Raw genomic sequence first — 16917 nt, 5'->3', positions numbered from 1 at the left:
CGGTCATCAGCATCGGCATGAAGCGCTGGTAGTGGTGCGCGGCCACCAGCACGGCCTTGTAGCCGGCGATATTGGCCTGCGACGACAGCACGTCCATGCTCTGCGCGCGCGTGGTGCGCGGCGCGGCCTCGAGCGCGAAGGCGGTGATGTTGGCGGCCGACATGCGCGCGTTGTTCTCGGCATCGAAGGGATTGAGCATGCCCACCAGCACCGCGCCGGGCTTCATCTGCGCCAGTTCGGCGGCATCGGGTGCGCGCACCTTGAGCACCATCTGCGCGCCGAGCGCGTCGGCGGCGCTGCCGATGGTGGCGCCGACCGCCTCATACGCGCCGTCGGGCTGGCTGGCGCCCTGGCCGGCGCCGGCCTGGATCACCACCTTGTGGCCCTGGGCGACGTATTTCTTGACGGTCTCCGGAGTGGCGGCGACGCGAGTCTCGCCGGCCCGCGTCTCGCGCGGGATACCTATGTACATCTCTGTCTCCTTGGCTGATTGTGTCGGTGTTCGGCAGCGGGCGAGCGGAATACCCTCAAACGCCCTGCGCGTGGTACTAGAAAATATGCTTCATGCCCGCCGCCACGCCGGTCTGTCCCACACCTGGCGCGACCCTGGTCGCACTCGCCACGCCCAGCGTCGAGCGGCCCGCGTTGTCCATGTAGGATGCATTGACATAAAGCTCCGTGCGCTTCGACAGGGTGTACGCCGCCTGCAGCACGTAGCTGGTGGCGTCGTCAGCCGAGGCATGGGTATCCGTCCGGTAGATGCCGGCGCGCAGCGTCAGCGCCGGTTCTACCGCGTAGGCACCGCCGAGCCAGTAGAGATGGGAACGGCTGGCGGGCGCGGCTAGTCCGTTCTGCAGGAGCCGGTATCCGGCCTCGGCCGTGAAGGGGCCGCTGGTGTAGAGCAATCCTGCCGCGTAGCGGCGTTCAATATTGCCCGCCGTGACCGTGGAGGTGCCGCGGCGCTGGTCATAGGCAATGGCCAAGCCGACCTTGCCGATGGTGTATGAAGCGCCGGCACCGATCTCCTGGCCGACGCGCGGCGCGCCGGGGACTTCGCTGCCGTTGGCAATGGTCGAGTCATAGCCGGTGCTGTACAGGCCGCTGATGGTCAGTTCGCCGAAGTTGCCCGTGTACTTGATGGCATTGTCCGCCCGGCCGGCGAACTGCGCGTCGTGGGCAAGCACCGAGTAGGGCGCATAGCGGTTAGTGTCAAAGGGGATGAACAAGTCGAACAGGATATTGTTCTGGCGCCCGAGCGTGACCTTGCCCCAAGGCCCCGCGATACCGGCGAATGCCTGCCGGCCGAACAGGCGGCCGCCAAATCCGGCCATGCCAGTGTCGGTCAGGAAACCGCTCTCCAGCACAAAGATCGCGCTCATGCCAGCGCCCAGTGCCTCCTTGCCCCGCATGCCCCACCGCGATGCCGCGGTGTTGCCGGAGGTGACGCGGTACGCGGACCCCGAACCACCCGGGCCGGCATGGCTGACATACTCCACGCCGGCATCCATGACGCCGTATAGCGTGACGCTTGACTGTGCCTGTGCCGCCGCGGCAAGCAGGCATCCCACCGACGCCGCGAAGGCGCTCTTTGCTGATGTCTTCATCGTTCTCCTCCGTATCCATATTCGAGTTGTTGCCCGCGCAGGGCAGCACTCGCCGCTGGCCCCGGAACGGGCGATGCGGCGATAGCTTGGTGAGTTATGGCGCTTCAGCGGGCTGCGGTGCGTGCCACCCACGCGCTGCCTCCCCGCGGATGGAATTCCCCGCGCACTGCACCGCCGGCAGCGGCGCCCGCGCAACGGAATGGATCAGGCCAGGCGAGCCGGCGCGCGTTCGGCGCATTGCATGCCGAAGCGCTCCACGGTAAGTCCGTCCATGTCGATTTCCGGCGGCCTGCCGGATACCGCGTCGGCCACAAGCCGGCCGGTGCCGCACGCCTGTGTCCAGCCATTGGAGCCATGGCCGGCATTCAGGTAGAGGCCCTGCAGTGGTGTCGCACCGAGGATGGGCGGCCCGTCCGGCGTCATCGGACGGAGGCCGGCCCACGACGTGGCCGCGGCATGGTCGAGTCCTCGCGGAAAAAGCCGTCGCGTCAGTGTCGACAGCAGTTCCGTACGGGCCCGGCGCACCGACAAGTCGTATCCGACCAACTCGGCCATTCCCGCGACGCGCAGCTTGTCGCCCAGGCGGGTCAGCATGATCTTGTTGTGCTCGTCCATGATTGCCATGCGTGGTGCCGCGTTGGTATCGGCAATGGGGATCGTGATCGAATAGCCCTTGAGCGGATAGATCGGGATCTGCAGGCCCGCGGTAGCGAGCAGCGCGGGTGCCTGGCAACCGAGTGCCACCACGCAGGCGTCGGCCTGCCACCGATCCGTCTGCCCGCCCTGCGTGATCTCGATGCTGCGAAGGCGGCCGTGCGCATGGACCAGACGGGTCGCCGAAGCGCCATACTGAAGCGACACGCCGCGATGGGCAAGATAGGTGGCTAGGCCTGCGCAGAACTTCGCGCTGTCGCCCGAGGCATCGTCCGGCAGATGCAGGGCGCCTTGCCATGCTGCGGCAGACCCCCGCAGGGATGGTTCTAGCGCCACGGCTTCATCGCGAGTCATCATCCGCCATGGCACCTGGAACTGGCTGAGTGTGCGCGTGGCTAAGCGTGCCAGCTCGACTTCCTGGTCGGTCTCTAGCAGTTGCAGCGTGCCGTCGCGATGAAAGCCGAAGTTGAGTTCCGGCACTTCATCACGCAATGCCTGCATGCAGCGCATACTGTAGTGCGCCATGCGCTGCATGCGTGCCTTGTTGATGCCAAAGCGCTCCGCTTTGCATTCCCTGAGCCATCTGGCGAGCCAGCGCAGGCGCGCGGCATCCGGCATCATCGAGAAGCGCACCGGTGCATGCTTTTGCAGGGCCATGCGCAGCACCTTGTACGGCATGCCCGGCGACGCCCACGGGCCGGCGAAGCCGGGGCAAAGGCCCCCTGCGTTACCGAAGCTCGATCCCATCCCCGGGCCCGCCTGTCGCTCCAGCACGGTCACCTCATGGCCGTCGCGCCACAGATGGTAGGCCGCGGAGATGCCGGCAACGCCGGCCCCAAGCACTAGTACGCGCATGTCTACTGCCCCGTTCCACGGATTCAGTCGGCGGTGATGTGTGCACGATCGATGATCGCGCGATAGCGCCTGGTTTCGCTGTCGATATATTTCTCGAAGTCACCGCCATTCTTGTAGGCGCTCTCGAAGCCCAGGCCGGTCAGGCGATCCCTGATGTCCGGCGACGACATGACCCTTGCCGAGGCGCTGTCGAGCTTTTTCCTGATCCCATCGGGCAGCCTGGCCGGCGCCCACAGTCCGTACCAGGAATAGAATTCGAAGTCCTTGAATCCGGCTTCCTGCATGGTCGGGACATCCGGCAACAACGGGCTGCGCGAGCGTCCGGTCACCGCGATCGCGCGCAACTTGCCGGCCTTGACCCCGGGCAGCGACGAGAGCATGGGATCCATCATGCCCTGCGCCTGGCCGCTCATGAGGTCGGTCAGCGCCGGACCGCCGCCCTTGTACAGGGCAATCGGCACCTGCAGGTCCGCGATGCCGCTGTCGTACATGAACTGGGACAAGGCCAGGTGGCCGGCGGAGCCGTTGCCGCTGGTCGCGAAGTTGTACTGCTTGGGATTGGCTTTCACGGCGCGCGCCAGTGCCTGCGGCGAGGTCGCCGGCACCTGTGGATTCACGCTGAAGATCAGCGCACCTTGCGCGAGCATGCTGACGGCGGTGAAATCCTTGACCGCATCGAACTTGATGGTGTTCCGGTAGAGCATCGGGTTGATGTTGTGGATCGAGGCGTTGATGTAGAGGGTGTAGCCGTCAGCCGGCGCGCGGGCGACGATGCCGGCACCGACAAGGCCCGATGCACCCGGCCGGTTGTCGACAATGACGGTCTGCTTCAGCTCCTGGCCGAGCTTCATTGCGAACACGCGCGCAAGGCCGTCCACCGAGCCGCCAGGCGCATGCGGCACGACGATGGTGATGGTACGAACGGGGTAGGCGCTGTCAGGCATGGATTCCGCTTTTGCGACGCCCGCGGATGTCACGAAAGACAGGAGGAAGATGCCCATGCGTACGACGGGCACGTGGCGGGAACCGATCTGGGTGAGGGGGCGTGGTTGCATGGCCGGATCAACGTAACTTGCTGGACAAGGGAAGGCAGCGCCATCGCCTGCGGTGACGTGGGATGCGAGGCGCTGCGTTGAAATGGCTTCGGTGAAGCCGGGGGCTCAGAAGGTGCCGGGGTAAGCCGCGCCGTCGATCAGGATGTTCTGAGCGCAGATATAGCCCGCCTGCCCGGAGCAGATGAAGGCGCAGAGTGCGCCGAGCTCTTCGGGCCGGCCATAGCGGCCTGCCGGGTTGCTGGTGCCGCGTTCGTGCCAGAGTTGCTCGAAGCTCTTGCCGGTCGACTCCAGCATGCCTTCGATGTGGTGGCGCTGGGCATCGGTCGCGAACACGCCCGGGAGCAGGTTGTTGATCGTGACGTTGTGGCGAACGGTCTGTCGCGCGAGCCCCGCGACGAAGCCGACCAGGCCGGAGCGAGCGCCATTGGACAGACCCAGTTCCAGTTGCGGCGTCTTCACGCTGCGCGAGACGATATTCACGATGCGGCCGAAGCGGCGTTCGATCATGCCGTCGACGGTCCGCCGGATCATGTCGATCGGCCCGATCATCATGGCATCGATGGCGGCGTGCCAGTCTGCCGGTGTCCACTGGCGGAAATCACCGGGCGGGGCACCATCCGCGTTATTGACCAGGATATCCGGGGTAGGGCATGCCGCCAGCGCGGCGGCGCGCCCGGCGTCCGTGGTGATGTCCGCTACCACGTACCTGACATCACCCCCGGTCGCGGCGCCGATTTCCGTGGCCGCCGCGGCCAGCGTGCTCTCCGTGCGGGCAGCAATGCATACCTTCACGCCTTCCGCTGCCAGTTGCTGCGCGCAAGCGCGCCCCATGCCCTTGCTCCCGCCGAAGACGAGTGCATGGCGACCTGCAATGCCGAGTTCCATTGATCGCTCCCGGTTCGGTTCAAATGGCCTTGAGCATCGGCGACGACCAGCCGTACTTCCGGTCGAGTTCGAGTTCCTTGACGACGCGCAGGCCCCGCAGCAGGGGCTCGCCCTCCAGGCCGGTGAGCGGCTTGCGCAGTTCGCCCGAAGGCAGGCCCACCGCCTTCATCAGCGCTTTGATCGCCACCGGGTTGATGGCGGAGTAGGCGTAGTGCAGCAATTGCAGATTCCGCAGGTAGGCCTGGTGGAAGCTGGCCGCGGTGTCGGGGGATGTCCACGGACGGGAGATCTGCGCCAGCTCCGCCGGGGCGATATTGCCGGTCATGTTCGCGGTCCCATGGCCGCCCAGGCTCATGGTCGGAACGACCAGGCCAAGGTTGGGCGAGTCGCAGCACATCACGGAGACGTCCGGCGCGCCGCGCAACACTTGCGCTACCTGTCCCACCCGCGTCGTCGACTCCTTGTGGACGACATAGTTGGGGTGCTTGAAGATGCGCAGCAGGCTGTCCCAATGCAGGTCGGTCTTCACGCGCGGCGGGTTGTTGTAGATGCCCAGGGGCAGGTCGGTCTCGTCGGCCACCTCCAGGAAGTAGCTTTCGATATCGGCTTCCGGCGCGCAGATGTAGGCGGGCGCGGCGATGATGGCGCCATCCGCGCCGTTGGCCCTGGCAAAGCGCAGATAGTCCTTGGTAGTCTGCGTGTTGTTGCCGGTGCAACCATAGAACAGCTTCATCCTGCCGGTCTTCATCTTCGCGGTTTCCACGATGATCGCTTCACGCTCCTTTTGCGAGAGCATCGAGACCTCGCCCGTGGACCCCATGATCAGCACCGCCGAGGTCCCGTGGCGTTCCTGGAAATCGAGCAGTTCGCGAAACGCGCCGAAGTCCGGGCTGCCGTCCTTGGCAAAGGGGGTGATCAGGGCCACAAAGGACCCTTCAATCTTCATCTTGCTCATGTCTGTCTCCGTCGTAAATTTTGTATGGGTGCCAGGGCCGGGACGATCGGCGCAGGCAGGGTTGTCGTTCAGGTCGGGCAAGTGTGGTTGGCGTCGACGCCTTGCCTTGCCTCCCCGGTGGATTCATGCGCGGAAAGCGCCATCAGGCCGCGCTGCAGATCGTCGATCAGGTCTTGCGGGTCTTCGAGACCCACATGCAGGCGCACGGCCTGGCCTTGATAGGGCCAGCGTGCGCTGGTGAAGTGCTTTCCCGGCGTGAAAGGAATGGCCAGGCTTTCATATCCGCCCCAGGAAACTCCCAGGCCAAAGTGCTCCAGCGCGTCGACGAAGGCTGCGAGTGATCCTTTGGAATGCGAGCGCAAGATAACGGAGAACAGGCCGCAGGCACCGGTAAAGTCGCGCTTCCACAGCGCATGGCCTGGATGCGACGGCAGGGCGGGATGCAGCACCGCCTCGACTTGCGGCTGCTGCGCCAGCCATTGGGCAACGCGCAGTCCTGATTCCCAGTGGCGCTGGAGCCGGACCGCCATGGTGCGCAGGCCGCGCAGTGCCAGGTAGACGTCGTCCGGACCGGCAGTCTGACCCATGTCCTGAGTGGTCTGCTTGATCCGGGGCCAGGTATCCCGATTGCAGGTAACCACGCCAAGCATGGCATCGGAATGGCCGACGATGTACTTGGTGGCGGCCTGGATCGAAACGTCGACGCCGTGGGAGAACGGTTTGAAGTAGAGCGGCGTTGCCCAGGTGTTGTCCATGACTACCACGGCGCCATGTCGATGCGCGGCAGCACAGATTGCCGGGATGTCCTGCATGTCAAGCGTTTCCGATCCCGGCGATTCGACGTACACGACCCGCGTGTTGACCCGCAACAGTGCTTCGAACGGCGTGCCGCCGGCGGGATCGTAGGTCTCGACTTCGACGCCGAAGCGCGTCAGTACGCGCTCCAGAAAGGCGCGGGTTGGCGAATAGGCGCTGTCGGTGACCAGCACGTGGTCACCGGCCGACAGCAGTGCCGTCAGTGCCGTGCTGATGGCCGCGAGGCCGGACGGAAACACGAGCGAACGGTAACCGCCTTCCAGCGCGGCAACGGCTTCTTCCAGCGCATGGGTCGTGGGCGTGCCGTAACGACCATAGGTCGTTGCGCCAGGCTCTTCCGCAGCGCGGGCGCGCTTCATTTCCTCCCATTCGGCCATCGACCCGGCGAGAATGGTCGAGGCCCTGAAGACCGGCGTGTTGACGACCCCGCCGAACCGCTCCGGGTGGCGGCCGGCGCAAACTAACTGAGTGCTTTCTTTCATCGGATCTCCGTGGCTGAGCGGTGCGGCTTTCATGTTGGTGATTGCCGCTGGAATGTCGACCAGCTTAGGGATGCGTCCTGAGAAAATTCATCTCATTTGATCGGTGCATCCCATCCATAAGAGAAAAAAATGCTCGCGTGGCTCGCCCAACATTGGGCGCTTGCGCCGCTCGTAGCGGGCGTCTGTATCCCGGTGGAGGAGACCAACATGACAACTACGCTTGCTGCTGCCGATGTCCGCAGCCGCTTTCCAACGCTTTCGCACTGGGGTGCCTATACGGCGGTGGTGGAAGGCGGGAGACTGGTCGCGTGCGAGCCGTTTCTCGGCGACAGCGCGCCTTCACCGATCCTGCAATCCATGCCGGGGATGGTGCATTCGCCGCTGCGGATCCGTCGGCCGGCGGTGCGGCGCGGCTGGCTGCGCAAGCGCGAGCACGCGCAGCGCAGCGAGCGGGGCAACGATGACTTCGTTGAGCTGGACTGGGACACCGCGCTGGACCTGGTGGCGGGCGAACTGGCCCGAGTACGCGGCGAGTATGGCAATGCTTCCATCTTTGGCGGCTCTTACGGCTGGTCTTCCGCAGGACGCCTGCATCATGCGCGCACGCTGACGCACCGCTTTCTGTTCGCAGGCGGGGGCTGTACCACGCAGGCGGGCAATTACAGCTGGGGCGCCGCGCAATTTCTGTTGCCCCATGTGATCGGCACCTACAAGCCGGTCACGGGGAGAGTGACCGACTGGCGCAGCGTTCTTGAACACACGGAGCTGTTCATCGCCTTTGGCGGCCTGCCGTTACGCAACACCCAGATCACTTCCGGGGGCGCGGGCGCGCACAGTTCGCAGGAATGGATCGAACGCGCAAAGCGATCAGGGGTGAAGTTTGTCGTAGTCAGCCCGACGCGCGCTGACATCCCGGCCGGCCTGCAGGCCCGCTGGGTGCCCATCCGTCCCAACACTGACACCGCGCTGATGCTTGGCATGGCGCACACGCTGCTGACGCGTGGCCTGCATGCCACGGCGTTCCTGGCGCGCTATTGCGAAGGCTTTGACGCATTCGCGGCATATTTGCTGGGCCGCAACGACGGCCTGGCCAAGGACGCCCGCTGGGCGGAGTCGATCTGTGCGGTGCCTGCCGAGACCATCATCGAACTTGCCACCGAAGCAGCCCGGCAGCGCACGATGTTGAACTGCACATGGTCGTTGCAGCGCGCCCATCACGGCGAACAGCCGTACTGGGCCAGCATCGCGCTGGCCTCCATGCTGGGGCAGATCGGTCTGCCCGGCGGTGGCTTTGCGTTCGGGCATGGCTCTATCAACGGTGCCGGCACGCCCCGGCCCGACGTCGCGGCGCCGGAGATGGGCGCGGGCACCAATCCCGCGCGCAGCGCCATCCCGGTCGCGCGCATTTCGGACATGCTCCTGCACCCCGGGGAGCGCTACGACTTCAACGGCCGTGAAGGCATCTATCCGGATATACGCCTGGTGTACTGGGCCGGCGGCAACCCGTTCCACCACCACCAGGACCTCAACCGGCTGGCACGGGCCTGGCAAGTGCCGGAGACGATCGTGGTGCATGACAGCTGGTGGACGCCAACCGCGCGGCGCGCGGACATTGTCCTGCCGGCCACGACCACGCTGGAGCGCAACGACATCGGCGGCTCCTCGAGAGACCGGTACGTGCTGGCGATGCATCAGGCGCTGCCAGCCCAGTACAGCAGCCGCAACGACTTCGACATCTATCGAGACCTGGCATTGCGCGCCGGCTGCGAGTTGGCGTTCACCGAAGGCCGCGACGAATTCGCCTGGATTCGCCACATCTACGACAGTATGGTGGAACGCTGGACCGGGGCCGGCTTCGACGCGCCGCGATTTGAACAGTTCTGGGAGAAGGGGTACACCGGCTTGCCGGAGCCGGGCGCGCCGTTCGTGTTGTTCTCGGACTTCCGTGCCGATCCCGAGGGCAGTCCCCTGAGCACACCCAGCGGCAAGATCGAGCTCTACTCCCGGCGCATTGGCGAGTTCGGCTATCAGGATTGCCCTCCGCATCCGTCCTGGCTACCTCCTGCCGAATGGCTTGGCGATGCCGCAGCCCGGCGCTGGCCTTTGCACCTCATCACATCCCAGCCGGCGGATAAGCTGCACTCGCAGCTGGACGCGGGTAGCCACTCCTTGGCCATGAAGGTCCGGGGCCGGCAGGCAATCCATATGCACCCGTTGGATGCGGCGGAGCGCGGCATCGCGCAGAACGCCATCGTACGCGTGTTCAACGAGCGCGGGGCATGTCTGGCGGGGGTACGTCTGGACGATGCACTGATGCGTGGCGTTGTGGTAATGCCGACCGGTGCCTGGTTCGATGCGAGCGACGATTCGCTTGAACGCCATGGCAATCCCAACGTCCTGACGATGGACCGCGGCACCTCCCGCCTGGCCCAGGGGTGCAGCGCGCATTCCGCGCTGGTCGAGATCGCGCCGTGGTCCAACGCAGAAGCGCCGGAGGTTCGTGCCTTCGACCCGCCGCAGGTGTCGCCGCTGCCTGGCTGAAACGCATGGCGAGTGCCGTTTTCGCTCTGCGCATGGGTCTTGGGCAGAAAAGTCACTCGGCACCCCAATCGAGCTCGCAAGCATCCGCCGCTCAGTGGTGGCCGCGCTCGGGGCACTGGTTGAGCGCGGCGCGAAGCCTTGCCTGTCACACCCGGCTTCGCGCACGAGCGTCAGATTTGGGCGGCGGTCAGGAAGTTGAGTGCGCTACGCCATACTGCGACGATAGGTATCGACGGATATGGTCCGGGGAGTCGACGAAGAGCGTTTGACCGTGCACGCGAATCTCCACGCTGTCGTCCACCGGCTTGCGTCCGGCGCCGAGCACCAGAACGGGGGCGGACTGGTTTGCCTCGCCGATCAGGTCGACGATTGCTTTGCGAGGCCGCTGCGCATCGATGTATTCGACGTCGATCTGGCTGCGCAACTGCGGGAAAAAGCTAAGCAGGCCTTCGATGGCAACGGCATCGCCGCAATAGAAGGGGCCTTCCAGGCCTTGCGTAAACCCGGGGCGGAGCATCAGTAGCTTGTCTTTCACTTTCTCTCTCACTGTAGATTGAAGTTTCTGGCGGATTCTGCTCCCGTCGGGTCGCGATCCACCGAGCCAAGGATAGGGATCGCGGGTTGAATGAACTAGTGGCACGAACGACAATTTTCGTCTGGATCATGCCAAAGTGCGCCGCATAGTGATCCGCAGGGCCTGCGTGCGTCGGATACCCTCGCGGTGCGCTGCAACTGCCGCGTTTCAACGCTTGCGAGACGCGAGGCAGCTGATGCAAAATCCCGGCGAGATGGCATCAATACCTATTACTACCTGCATCGTGCCAAGGAAGGAAACGCAATCGGGCGCCAACGGGGGCCTTGTCGCGGTCGTCGTCTACGACGGCCTGAGCCTCTTCGAATTCGGCTGCGCCGTTGAAGTGTTCGGTATGCCCAGGCCGGAAATGGGGGAAGCTTGGTATCGCTTTGCGACCTGTTCGGCAGAGCTCGGGACGTTGCGCGGGCCGGGCGGCATTCAGGTCCAGGCTGACGGTGGCCTTGAACTTCTGGCGAAGGCGAAGACGATCATCATCCCGGGCTGGCGCGATATTGAAGCGGAAGTGCCAGCCGAGCTCTGCCGTGCCTTGCGAAAGGCGAACAAGCGGGGGGCGAGAATCATGTCGATCTGCACGGGTGCCTTTGTCCTGGCCGCCGCAGGATTGCTCGACGGCAAGCGCGCGACTACGCACTGGCGGCACGCGGCAATGCTAGCGGAGCGATATCCGGAAATCCGGGTAGAGGCAGATGTGCTCTACGTCGATGCCGACGATGTCCTGACGTCGGCCGGAAGTGCAGCGGGAATCGATTTGTGCCTGCACCTGATCCGCCGTGACTTTGGTCCGCGCGCAGCCAATCAGGTCGCGCGCCGACTCGTCATGCCGCCACACCGCGAAGGCGGCCAAGCGCAGTACATTGCCGAACCTGTCTCTAGACGCAGCAACGCCTCGCTGGCGCCTTTGGCTGACGCGGTGCGCACGACCTTGGACCAGGACTGGCCGATTGCCAGGATGGCAAGGCAAGCTGCAATGAGTGCCCGCACCTTCCAGCGGCACTTTGTCAGCATGATGGGAATGCCGCCCGGAGAGTGGTTGCTGATAGAACGCCTGAGCCGGGCGAGGGTGTTGCTCGAAGAGACCGATGCGTCCGTGGATGACATCGCGGTGCAAGTGGGGTTCGGCGCTGCAGCCACGTTGCGAAATCACTTCCGAAGCCGGTTTGGAACCAGTCCCGGATACTACAGGCGGCGTTTCAGCACCGCTGCGCTTCCGGGATGGCCGGTGCCGGCTTACGCGTAATCCAGGGGTAGCGCAGTGGTGTACTTGATCTGTTCCATTGCAAAGCTGGAGCTGACATCGGCGAGCTCCGCGCCCTGGATCAGTTTCTTATAGACCCGATCATAGGCCGCGATATCCGGCACTACCACGCGCAGCAGGTAATCGGTGTCGCCGGCCATCCGGTAAAGCTCGGTCACCTCCGGGATCGATGCCACCAATCCATGGAACAGCTTGATCCATTTCAGGTTGTGCTGGCTGGTACGCACTGAGACAAAGACCGTGACCCCGGCATTCAACGCGTCTGCGTCGAGCAAGGCAACCCGCTTGCGAATAATGCCGGCCTCTTCCAGCTTTTGGATGCGGCGCCAGCAAGGTGTCGAGGTCAGGCCGACGCGGTCCCCGATTTCCGTTACGGGGACGGCGGCGTCGTCCTGCAGGATGGCAAGGATTTGTATATCGTAGCGGTCCATGTCCATTAGCTGGCTGTGTCCGAGGCATGAGTAAAGTCCACGAGCACAGGATATGGAGCCGGGGTTCAACGGACTAGTGGTGCGAACGACAATTTGCGTTCATATCATGCCAAAGTGAGCCGCATGGACCGCGGCACGCCGATTCCACTGCCGCCACGCCCGGGTTGATCCCATCGTCGGACCACGGACTATGACAACTGGAGCCTCAGCCCTGTGTCCGTGATCGGATGGAAAGCGCCTCAATAGCCGATCGCGAGTCTGTCGCGCCGGCCATCGGAGCTGCCAAATGGCAGGCCACGCTGCAAAATGCTACTTCCCCAGCCATACCGCACGGCGCGCATCGAACTCCCCGCCGGCCCTGGCCAGGTGCAGCCACTGGTCGACGTACCGCTGAACACCTCGTCGCCATTCGGCAGCAGATAGCCCATCTCAGCGTACTGCAGCGGCTTGTCGGGATTGACCGCACACAGCTCGGGATGGGCCTTGCTCTGGACGATGGCTTCGGCGGCCTCGGTGAGGAAGACGTCGGCGCGGCCCTGGATGACCTCGTCGAAAATCGTCAGGTTGTCCTTGTGCATGGTCAGCCTGGCCTGGGACGACAGGTGGGTGCGGGCGAAGCGCTCGTTCCCGGGCAGGAGCGCTGGATTCGCCGTATGGGCGCCGCGCATGCCAACCCCGCGTTCCGGGCGTTGATCGAGAACACCACGGACATCTTCGTCCAGAAGATACAGGCCCTTCAGGTGCCCGGCATGCGGTTCGGCCGCGTGGTGCTGACAGGCGACGCGGCCTTTGTGCCGCGGCCGCACACCGCGGGCGGCACGGCAAAGGCGGCCGGCGACGCCGTGGCGCTCGCGCTTGCCGTTGCACAGGCGCATGGGCAGGATCTGGACGCCGCGTTGTCGGCCTGGCAGCAGGACCGCCTGGCGGAGGGCGCGAGAATGACGGCGTGGGGCATTGGCATGGGCAACCGGATCATGGGTATCGCGCACTCCTGAGCACGGCTGGCGACCGTGGCGGTGTTGTCCGTGCGATGGCAGCAGCCCCAGCCGCCGCCGTTCAGGCCGACGGCGCTGTTCCGGCGACGGCGTCTTCCAGGGGGTATGGATGCCGCTGGTGCCGGCGGCCCCGTGGAACGCTTCGGCCACGAGCAGTTCGAGTTGCCCCTTGCCCACCGATGCGTAGGACACCTTCTTCGGCACGCGTCCCGCCGCCACGTAGTCCTGCACGGTCTTGTCGGGCGAGGCGGCGGGTACGACCAGCACTATCGGCGAGCGCACCATGTAGGAAAGAAACGCCGATCAGGTCGCGGTGCGAGGCATAGGGGCAGCTTTGGGTAGAAATGCGGCTCGGTGGCGAAGCTGTCGAACACCGTGCCTACCGTATAGCCGACTCTGCGCGCAATCTGTCCCGTGCCGATGGTGCCGCCCGCGCCCGCGCGGTTGTCGATCACCACCGTCTGCGCCATCCGCGCAGGCCCACCTGGACTTGCCGCGCCACCTTGTCGACGGTGCCGCCCGCAGCATAGGGGACGACGATCGTGACCGGGTTGGCGGGCAAGCGTCTGCCCGCGTGAGGCCCGGCGACACCGCGCAGGCAAGCCTCAGCACCAGCACGGCGCATGTTTGCGCGCGCGCCCGCCCCGCATGGGAAAAGGTGGGCAGAGCAGTAGCATCATGTCAATGCCAGACCGACAAGCCGACAAAACGATCGTAAAGGTACGTCATCTTGGAACTTGTCTCCAATGTGGCGCGCGCCGGCAGCTTTTTGGCGGCGGGCAGGCGCATGGGACTGGTGGCGTCGTCGGTCGCCGCGCCAACGCCGGACTCGGTAAGGCCCGGCTTTGCCGCGGCATGGCTCAGGCCAGCGCCGGATAGTCGGTGTAGCCGACAGCCGTGCCACCGAAGAACGTGGCGGCATCGGGCGCGTTCAGCGAGGACTGGGCCCTGAGGCGACGGGGCAGGTCGGGATTGGCGATGAACGGCCGGCCGAACGCGATGATGTCGGCGCGGCCGTCGGCGATCGCCTGCTCCGCGGACTTGCCATCGTACCCGCCTGCCAGCATCAGCACGCCGCGGTATGCCGCCCGCATTGCGAGAATCATGCCGTCCCAGCGCGGATCGGCGGCCTCGTCCTTGACGGTCCCTACCATCGCCGGCTCGACCAGGTGCAAGTACGCCAGCGGCCAGTCATTGAGGCGTTGCGCGATGTAGCCGAAGGTGGCCTCTGGCGTGTCATCGCTCATGCCCATGAAGCGTCCCATCGGTGTGAGACGTGCGCCCACGCGCTGCGCCCCGATTTCCTTGGCCACGGCGTCTACCACTTCCAGCAGGAAGCGGGCGCGGTTCTCGATGCTGCCGCCATAGGCGTCGGTGCGGTGGTTGCTTTCCGAGTTGATGAACTGGTCCAGCAGGTAGCCGTTACCCGCATGGATCTCGACGCCATCCACGCCCGCGTCGATCGCGTTGCGCGCTGCCCGCCGGTAGTCCTGCACGATCGCTGCGATCGCTGCAGCGGTCAGTGCCTGCGGTGTCGGGATCTCGCTCCACACGCCGTTGCCATCCGCGTCGACGATGAAGGTCTTGCCCGGCACGGGCAGCGCGCTCGGCGCCACCGGCAGGGCGCAGCCGGGCTGGAAGGACGGGTGCGAAACGCGGCCGACATGCCAGAGCTGCAGGAAGATCCGGCCTCCTTCGGCATGCACGGCGTCCGCCACGGCGCGCCAGCCCTCGACCTGCTCGGTGCTATGGATGCCGGGCGTCCAGGCATAGCCTTGCCCCTGCTGGGAAATCTGCGTGGCCTCGGTAATGATCAGCGCCGCCGACGCACGTTGCCGGTAGTACTCCACATTCATGGCGCTGGGCACGTTGCCCGGCTGGCCGGCGCGCGAGCGCGTCAGCGGCGCCATGGCCACGCGGTGGTTCAGTTGCAGGGCCCCGATCGTGATGGGCGCGAACAGATGGGATGTCATGACAGCGACTCCTGTTGACGAATTTCGAAAAGACACGGCCTCAGCGGCGCGAAGCCAGTGCCAGCGCTGCCAGCGAGACCACGGCAAGGCCACTGCCGGCGGCGACGATGCCGGACCAGCCGAGATGCGTGTAGAGCGTGCTGGCCAGTGCCGAGCCCACCGCGCCGCCGGCAAAGATGGCGGTCATATAAAGTGCGTTCAGGCGTGCGCGGCTGGTGGCATCGAGCGCGTAGATCGCACGCTGGCCGAGCACCATGTTCATCTGCACGGAAAAGTCGAGCACGATGCCGGTCAGTGCGAGCCAGTACAGCCCACCGGAGCCGCCAACAAGTCCCGGGACAAAACTGAGGGCTGCCGCGGCCATCGCGATATATGAGGCGATGCGCGTGTGGCCCGCGTCGGCTAGGCGCCCGGCCACAGGCGCCGCGATGGCGCCCAGTGCGCCGACTAGGGCGAACACGCCGATCTGCGATTGCGACAGCCCGTAACGGCCGGCGAGTTCCAGCGGCGCGGCGGTCCAGAACAGGCTGAATGCGGCAAACAACAGCGCCTGGTACAGCGAGCGCTGGCGCAGCACGGCGAATCGCGTGAACAGGTGCCACAGCGACGCCAGCAGGCTGCCGTAGGTAGCACGATGCTGCGGCTCGCGGCGCGGCAGCGTCGTGACGATGATCGCCACCGTGGCCAGCGTCATTGCGGCGGCGATGTAGAGGACGGCGCGCCAGCCGAAGAATTCGGCCAGCATGCTGGACAGCGGCCGCGACAGCAGGATGCCGGACAGCAGCCCGGCCATGATCGTGCCCACCGTGCGGCCACGCAGCGCTTCGGGCGCCAGATGCGCAGCCAGCGGGATCAGGATCTGCACGCTGACGGAGCTCAGGCCCAGCAACAGCGATACCAGCAGGAACACATGCGGCTGTGCTGACATGGCGGCACCGACAAGGCTGATGGCCGCGGCCACGCCGCTGATGATCAGCAGGCGCCGGTTTTCATGCAGGTCGGCCAGCGGCACCAGGAAGAACAGCCCGACGGCATAGCCGATCTGGGTCAGTGACACGATCATGCTGGCGCTCTGCGCGGACAGGCCGACCGCCGGGGCAATCAGCTCGATGATCGGCTGGGCGTAGTAAAGATTGGCGACCAGCACGCCGGCGCACAGCGCGAACAGGGCGACCAGCGCGCCGGACATCGGCGCGGTTGCATGGCCGGGGCCATGCAGCGTTGGGGAGGGTGTGGATTCCATGGCTTTGTGTTTCGGGTTGCGGTGTCGAAAGCTTAGGTGCCGCCAAGGGCAATTTGAATCACAGCGACGAGCAAGTCAGCGTTGCGCGACATGCAACGCCTTCATCTCAGGGTGGCGCGTAATTATCATTGGATAATCAGAGGGTGGCCGGTGCGCATAGCAGGCGCAGCTTGGCGTGCGCTGCGTGCATGCGCTCCACAGGCTTTCCCGGTGCCGCGTGCACCGGCGCAGGAAGATCTCTCATGACAACGGCTCCGGAAGGCGGGGCAATCGGCGGCATCTCAGGACGCCTACTGCAGGAACGCCACCGCATGCAAGATCACGTTCATGACGGCCAGTGCAATCCAGCCGTACATCAGCCACAGACTTTCGTTCTCGTCCATCGCTTGCTCCGTCCAGTCCTGGTTAGAGCCATGGCGCACGTCATTGCGTCGCGGGGACCGCCTCCATGATCCGGCGACCCAGTACGATCCCCAGCGCACCAAGCGGCGGTCCGCGGGCAATTGGTCGCGCTCCCAGTGCGACAGCGCGGTATCGATATCGCCGGCGTGGCTGTCTAGCGCACGCGCTCAGCGCCA

15 protein-coding genes and 2 pseudogenes are annotated in these 16917 nt (G+C 65.3%); 3 read left to right on the top strand and 14 right to left on the bottom strand.

Going from position 1 to position 16917, the window contains the following annotated elements; genetic code table 11:
- The 7 genes from AC3FMM_RS17505 to metC all read right to left on the bottom strand — a co-directional run.
- A partial coding sequence (locus AC3FMM_RS17505; protein WP_488687152.1) for a Rossmann-fold NAD(P)-binding domain-containing protein occupies positions 1-472 on the bottom strand: 472 nt, incomplete at its 3' end.
- A gap of 76 nt (positions 473-548) precedes the next feature.
- A complete protein-coding gene (locus AC3FMM_RS17500) occupies positions 549-1604 on the bottom strand; it encodes a porin (RefSeq protein WP_488687151.1) in 1056 nt (351 codons plus the stop codon).
- 204 nt (positions 1605-1808) lie between these two features.
- Positions 1809-3113: a D-amino acid dehydrogenase gene (locus AC3FMM_RS17495; protein WP_488687150.1), complete on the bottom strand. Its 1305-nt coding sequence runs from the start codon at positions 3111-3113 to the stop codon at positions 1809-1811.
- 23 nt (positions 3114-3136) lie between these two features.
- A complete protein-coding gene (locus AC3FMM_RS17490) occupies positions 3137-4168 on the bottom strand; it encodes a Bug family tripartite tricarboxylate transporter substrate binding protein (RefSeq protein WP_488687149.1) in 1032 nt (343 codons plus the stop codon).
- A 105-nt stretch (positions 4169-4273) separates the two neighbouring features.
- On the bottom strand, positions 4274-5053 hold the full coding sequence (locus AC3FMM_RS17485) for an SDR family NAD(P)-dependent oxidoreductase (protein WP_240074423.1): 780 nt from the start codon (positions 5051-5053) through the stop codon (positions 4274-4276).
- A gap of 19 nt (positions 5054-5072) precedes the next feature.
- On the bottom strand, positions 5073-6008 hold the full coding sequence (locus AC3FMM_RS17480) for a 4-hydroxy-tetrahydrodipicolinate synthase family protein (RefSeq protein ID WP_488687148.1): 936 nt from the start codon (positions 6006-6008) through the stop codon (positions 5073-5075).
- 68 nt (positions 6009-6076) lie between these two features.
- On the bottom strand, positions 6077-7306 hold the full coding sequence (gene metC / locus AC3FMM_RS17475) for a cystathionine beta-lyase (RefSeq protein ID WP_488687146.1): 1230 nt from the start codon (positions 7304-7306) through the stop codon (positions 6077-6079).
- A 207-nt stretch (positions 7307-7513) separates the two neighbouring features.
- Between metC and AC3FMM_RS17470 the strand changes: the two genes are divergently transcribed.
- Complete coding sequence (locus AC3FMM_RS17470; RefSeq protein ID WP_488687145.1) at positions 7514-9847, top strand: molybdopterin guanine dinucleotide-containing S/N-oxide reductase; 2334 nt, start codon at positions 7514-7516, stop codon at positions 9845-9847.
- Between the two features lie 187 nt (positions 9848-10034).
- On the opposite strand, the gene AC3FMM_RS17465 is transcribed toward AC3FMM_RS17470, so the two are convergent.
- On the bottom strand, positions 10035-10382 hold the full coding sequence (locus AC3FMM_RS17465) for a DUF3088 domain-containing protein (RefSeq protein ID WP_488687144.1): 348 nt from the start codon (positions 10380-10382) through the stop codon (positions 10035-10037).
- A 235-nt stretch (positions 10383-10617) separates the two neighbouring features.
- Here AC3FMM_RS17465 and ftrA point away from each other — a divergent pair, with 235 nt between their 5' ends.
- Positions 10618-11679, top strand: coding sequence for a transcriptional regulator FtrA (gene ftrA, locus AC3FMM_RS17460; RefSeq protein WP_488687143.1), 1062 nt, complete (start codon positions 10618-10620; stop codon positions 11677-11679).
- Here the strand turns inward: ftrA and AC3FMM_RS17455 are convergent.
- Positions 11670-12128, bottom strand: coding sequence for an Lrp/AsnC family transcriptional regulator (locus AC3FMM_RS17455; protein WP_488687142.1), 459 nt, complete (start codon positions 12126-12128; stop codon positions 11670-11672). The genes ftrA and AC3FMM_RS17455 overlap by 10 nt on opposite strands.
- Positions 12129-12437: 309 nt before the next feature.
- Positions 12438-12757: pseudogene (locus AC3FMM_RS17450) on the bottom strand (type 2 periplasmic-binding domain-containing protein); the annotation flags it as partial.
- Between the two features lie 24 nt (positions 12758-12781).
- On the opposite strand from AC3FMM_RS17450, the gene AC3FMM_RS17445 reads away from it, so the two are divergent.
- On the top strand, positions 12782-13123 hold the full coding sequence (locus AC3FMM_RS17445) for an FAD-dependent monooxygenase (protein WP_488687175.1): 342 nt from the start codon (positions 12782-12784) through the stop codon (positions 13121-13123).
- Between the two features lie 144 nt (positions 13124-13267).
- Here AC3FMM_RS17445 and AC3FMM_RS17440 read toward each other — a convergent pair.
- The 4 genes and pseudogenes from AC3FMM_RS17440 to AC3FMM_RS17425 form a co-directional block, all read right to left on the bottom strand.
- Positions 13268-13408: pseudogene (locus AC3FMM_RS17440) on the bottom strand (tripartite tricarboxylate transporter substrate-binding protein); the annotation flags it as partial.
- Positions 13390-13593 (bottom strand): tripartite tricarboxylate transporter substrate-binding protein, encoded by a 204-nt coding sequence (locus AC3FMM_RS17435; RefSeq protein WP_488687141.1) that lies wholly within the window; start codon positions 13591-13593, stop codon positions 13390-13392. The pseudogene AC3FMM_RS17440 and the gene AC3FMM_RS17435, both read right to left, overlap by 19 nt.
- Positions 13594-13983: 390 nt before the next feature.
- Positions 13984-15096 carry an alkene reductase gene (locus tag AC3FMM_RS17430; protein WP_488687140.1) on the bottom strand — a complete coding sequence of 371 codons (1113 nt, stop codon included), beginning with the start codon at positions 15094-15096 and terminating at the stop codon, positions 13984-13986.
- Between the two features lie 40 nt (positions 15097-15136).
- On the bottom strand, positions 15137-16339 hold the full coding sequence (locus tag AC3FMM_RS17425; protein WP_488687139.1) for an MFS transporter: 1203 nt from the start codon (positions 16337-16339) through the stop codon (positions 15137-15139).
- Positions 16340-16917 lie beyond the last annotated feature (578 nt).

This window comes from Cupriavidus sp. 207A1, from assembly GCF_057798955.1.
The sequence above is the reverse complement of the archived record's forward strand: the minus strand, read 5'-3'. Positions and strand labels throughout refer to the sequence as shown.

What these genes read in the sequence shown, in the direction of transcription:
- metC (WP_488687146.1), bottom strand. Translation starts at nt 7,306, where the DNA reads ATGAAAGAAAGCACTCAGTTAGTTTGCGCCGGCCGCCACCCGGAGCGG.
- AC3FMM_RS17485 (WP_240074423.1), bottom strand. Translation starts at nt 5,053, where the DNA reads ATGGAACTCGGCATTGCAGGTCGCCATGCACTCGTCTTCGGCGGGAGC.
- AC3FMM_RS17500 (WP_488687151.1), bottom strand. Translation starts at nt 1,604, where the DNA reads ATGAAGACATCAGCAAAGAGCGCCTTCGCGGCGTCGGTGGGATGCCTG.
- AC3FMM_RS17490 (WP_488687149.1), bottom strand. Translation starts at nt 4,168, where the DNA reads ATGCAACCACGCCCCCTCACCCAGATCGGTTCCCGCCACGTGCCCGTC.
- AC3FMM_RS17495 (WP_488687150.1), bottom strand. Translation starts at nt 3,113, where the DNA reads ATGCGCGTACTAGTGCTTGGGGCCGGCGTTGCCGGCATCTCCGCGGCC.
- AC3FMM_RS17435 (WP_488687141.1), bottom strand. Translation starts at nt 13,593, where the DNA reads ATGGCGCAGACGGTGGTGATCGACAACCGCGCGGGCGCGGGCGGCACC.
- AC3FMM_RS17425 (WP_488687139.1), bottom strand. Translation starts at nt 16,339, where the DNA reads ATGGAATCCACACCCTCCCCAACGCTGCATGGCCCCGGCCATGCAACC.
- AC3FMM_RS17445 (WP_488687175.1), top strand. Translation starts at nt 12,782, where the DNA reads ATGGGCGCCGCGCATGCCAACCCCGCGTTCCGGGCGTTGATCGAGAAC.
- AC3FMM_RS17430 (WP_488687140.1), bottom strand. Translation starts at nt 15,096, where the DNA reads ATGACATCCCATCTGTTCGCGCCCATCACGATCGGGGCCCTGCAACTG.
- AC3FMM_RS17455 (WP_488687142.1), bottom strand. Translation starts at nt 12,128, where the DNA reads ATGGACCGCTACGATATACAAATCCTTGCCATCCTGCAGGACGACGCC.
- AC3FMM_RS17480 (WP_488687148.1), bottom strand. Translation starts at nt 6,008, where the DNA reads ATGAGCAAGATGAAGATTGAAGGGTCCTTTGTGGCCCTGATCACCCCC.
- ftrA (WP_488687143.1), top strand. Translation starts at nt 10,618, where the DNA reads ATGCAAAATCCCGGCGAGATGGCATCAATACCTATTACTACCTGCATC.
- AC3FMM_RS17470 (WP_488687145.1), top strand. Translation starts at nt 7,514, where the DNA reads ATGACAACTACGCTTGCTGCTGCCGATGTCCGCAGCCGCTTTCCAACG.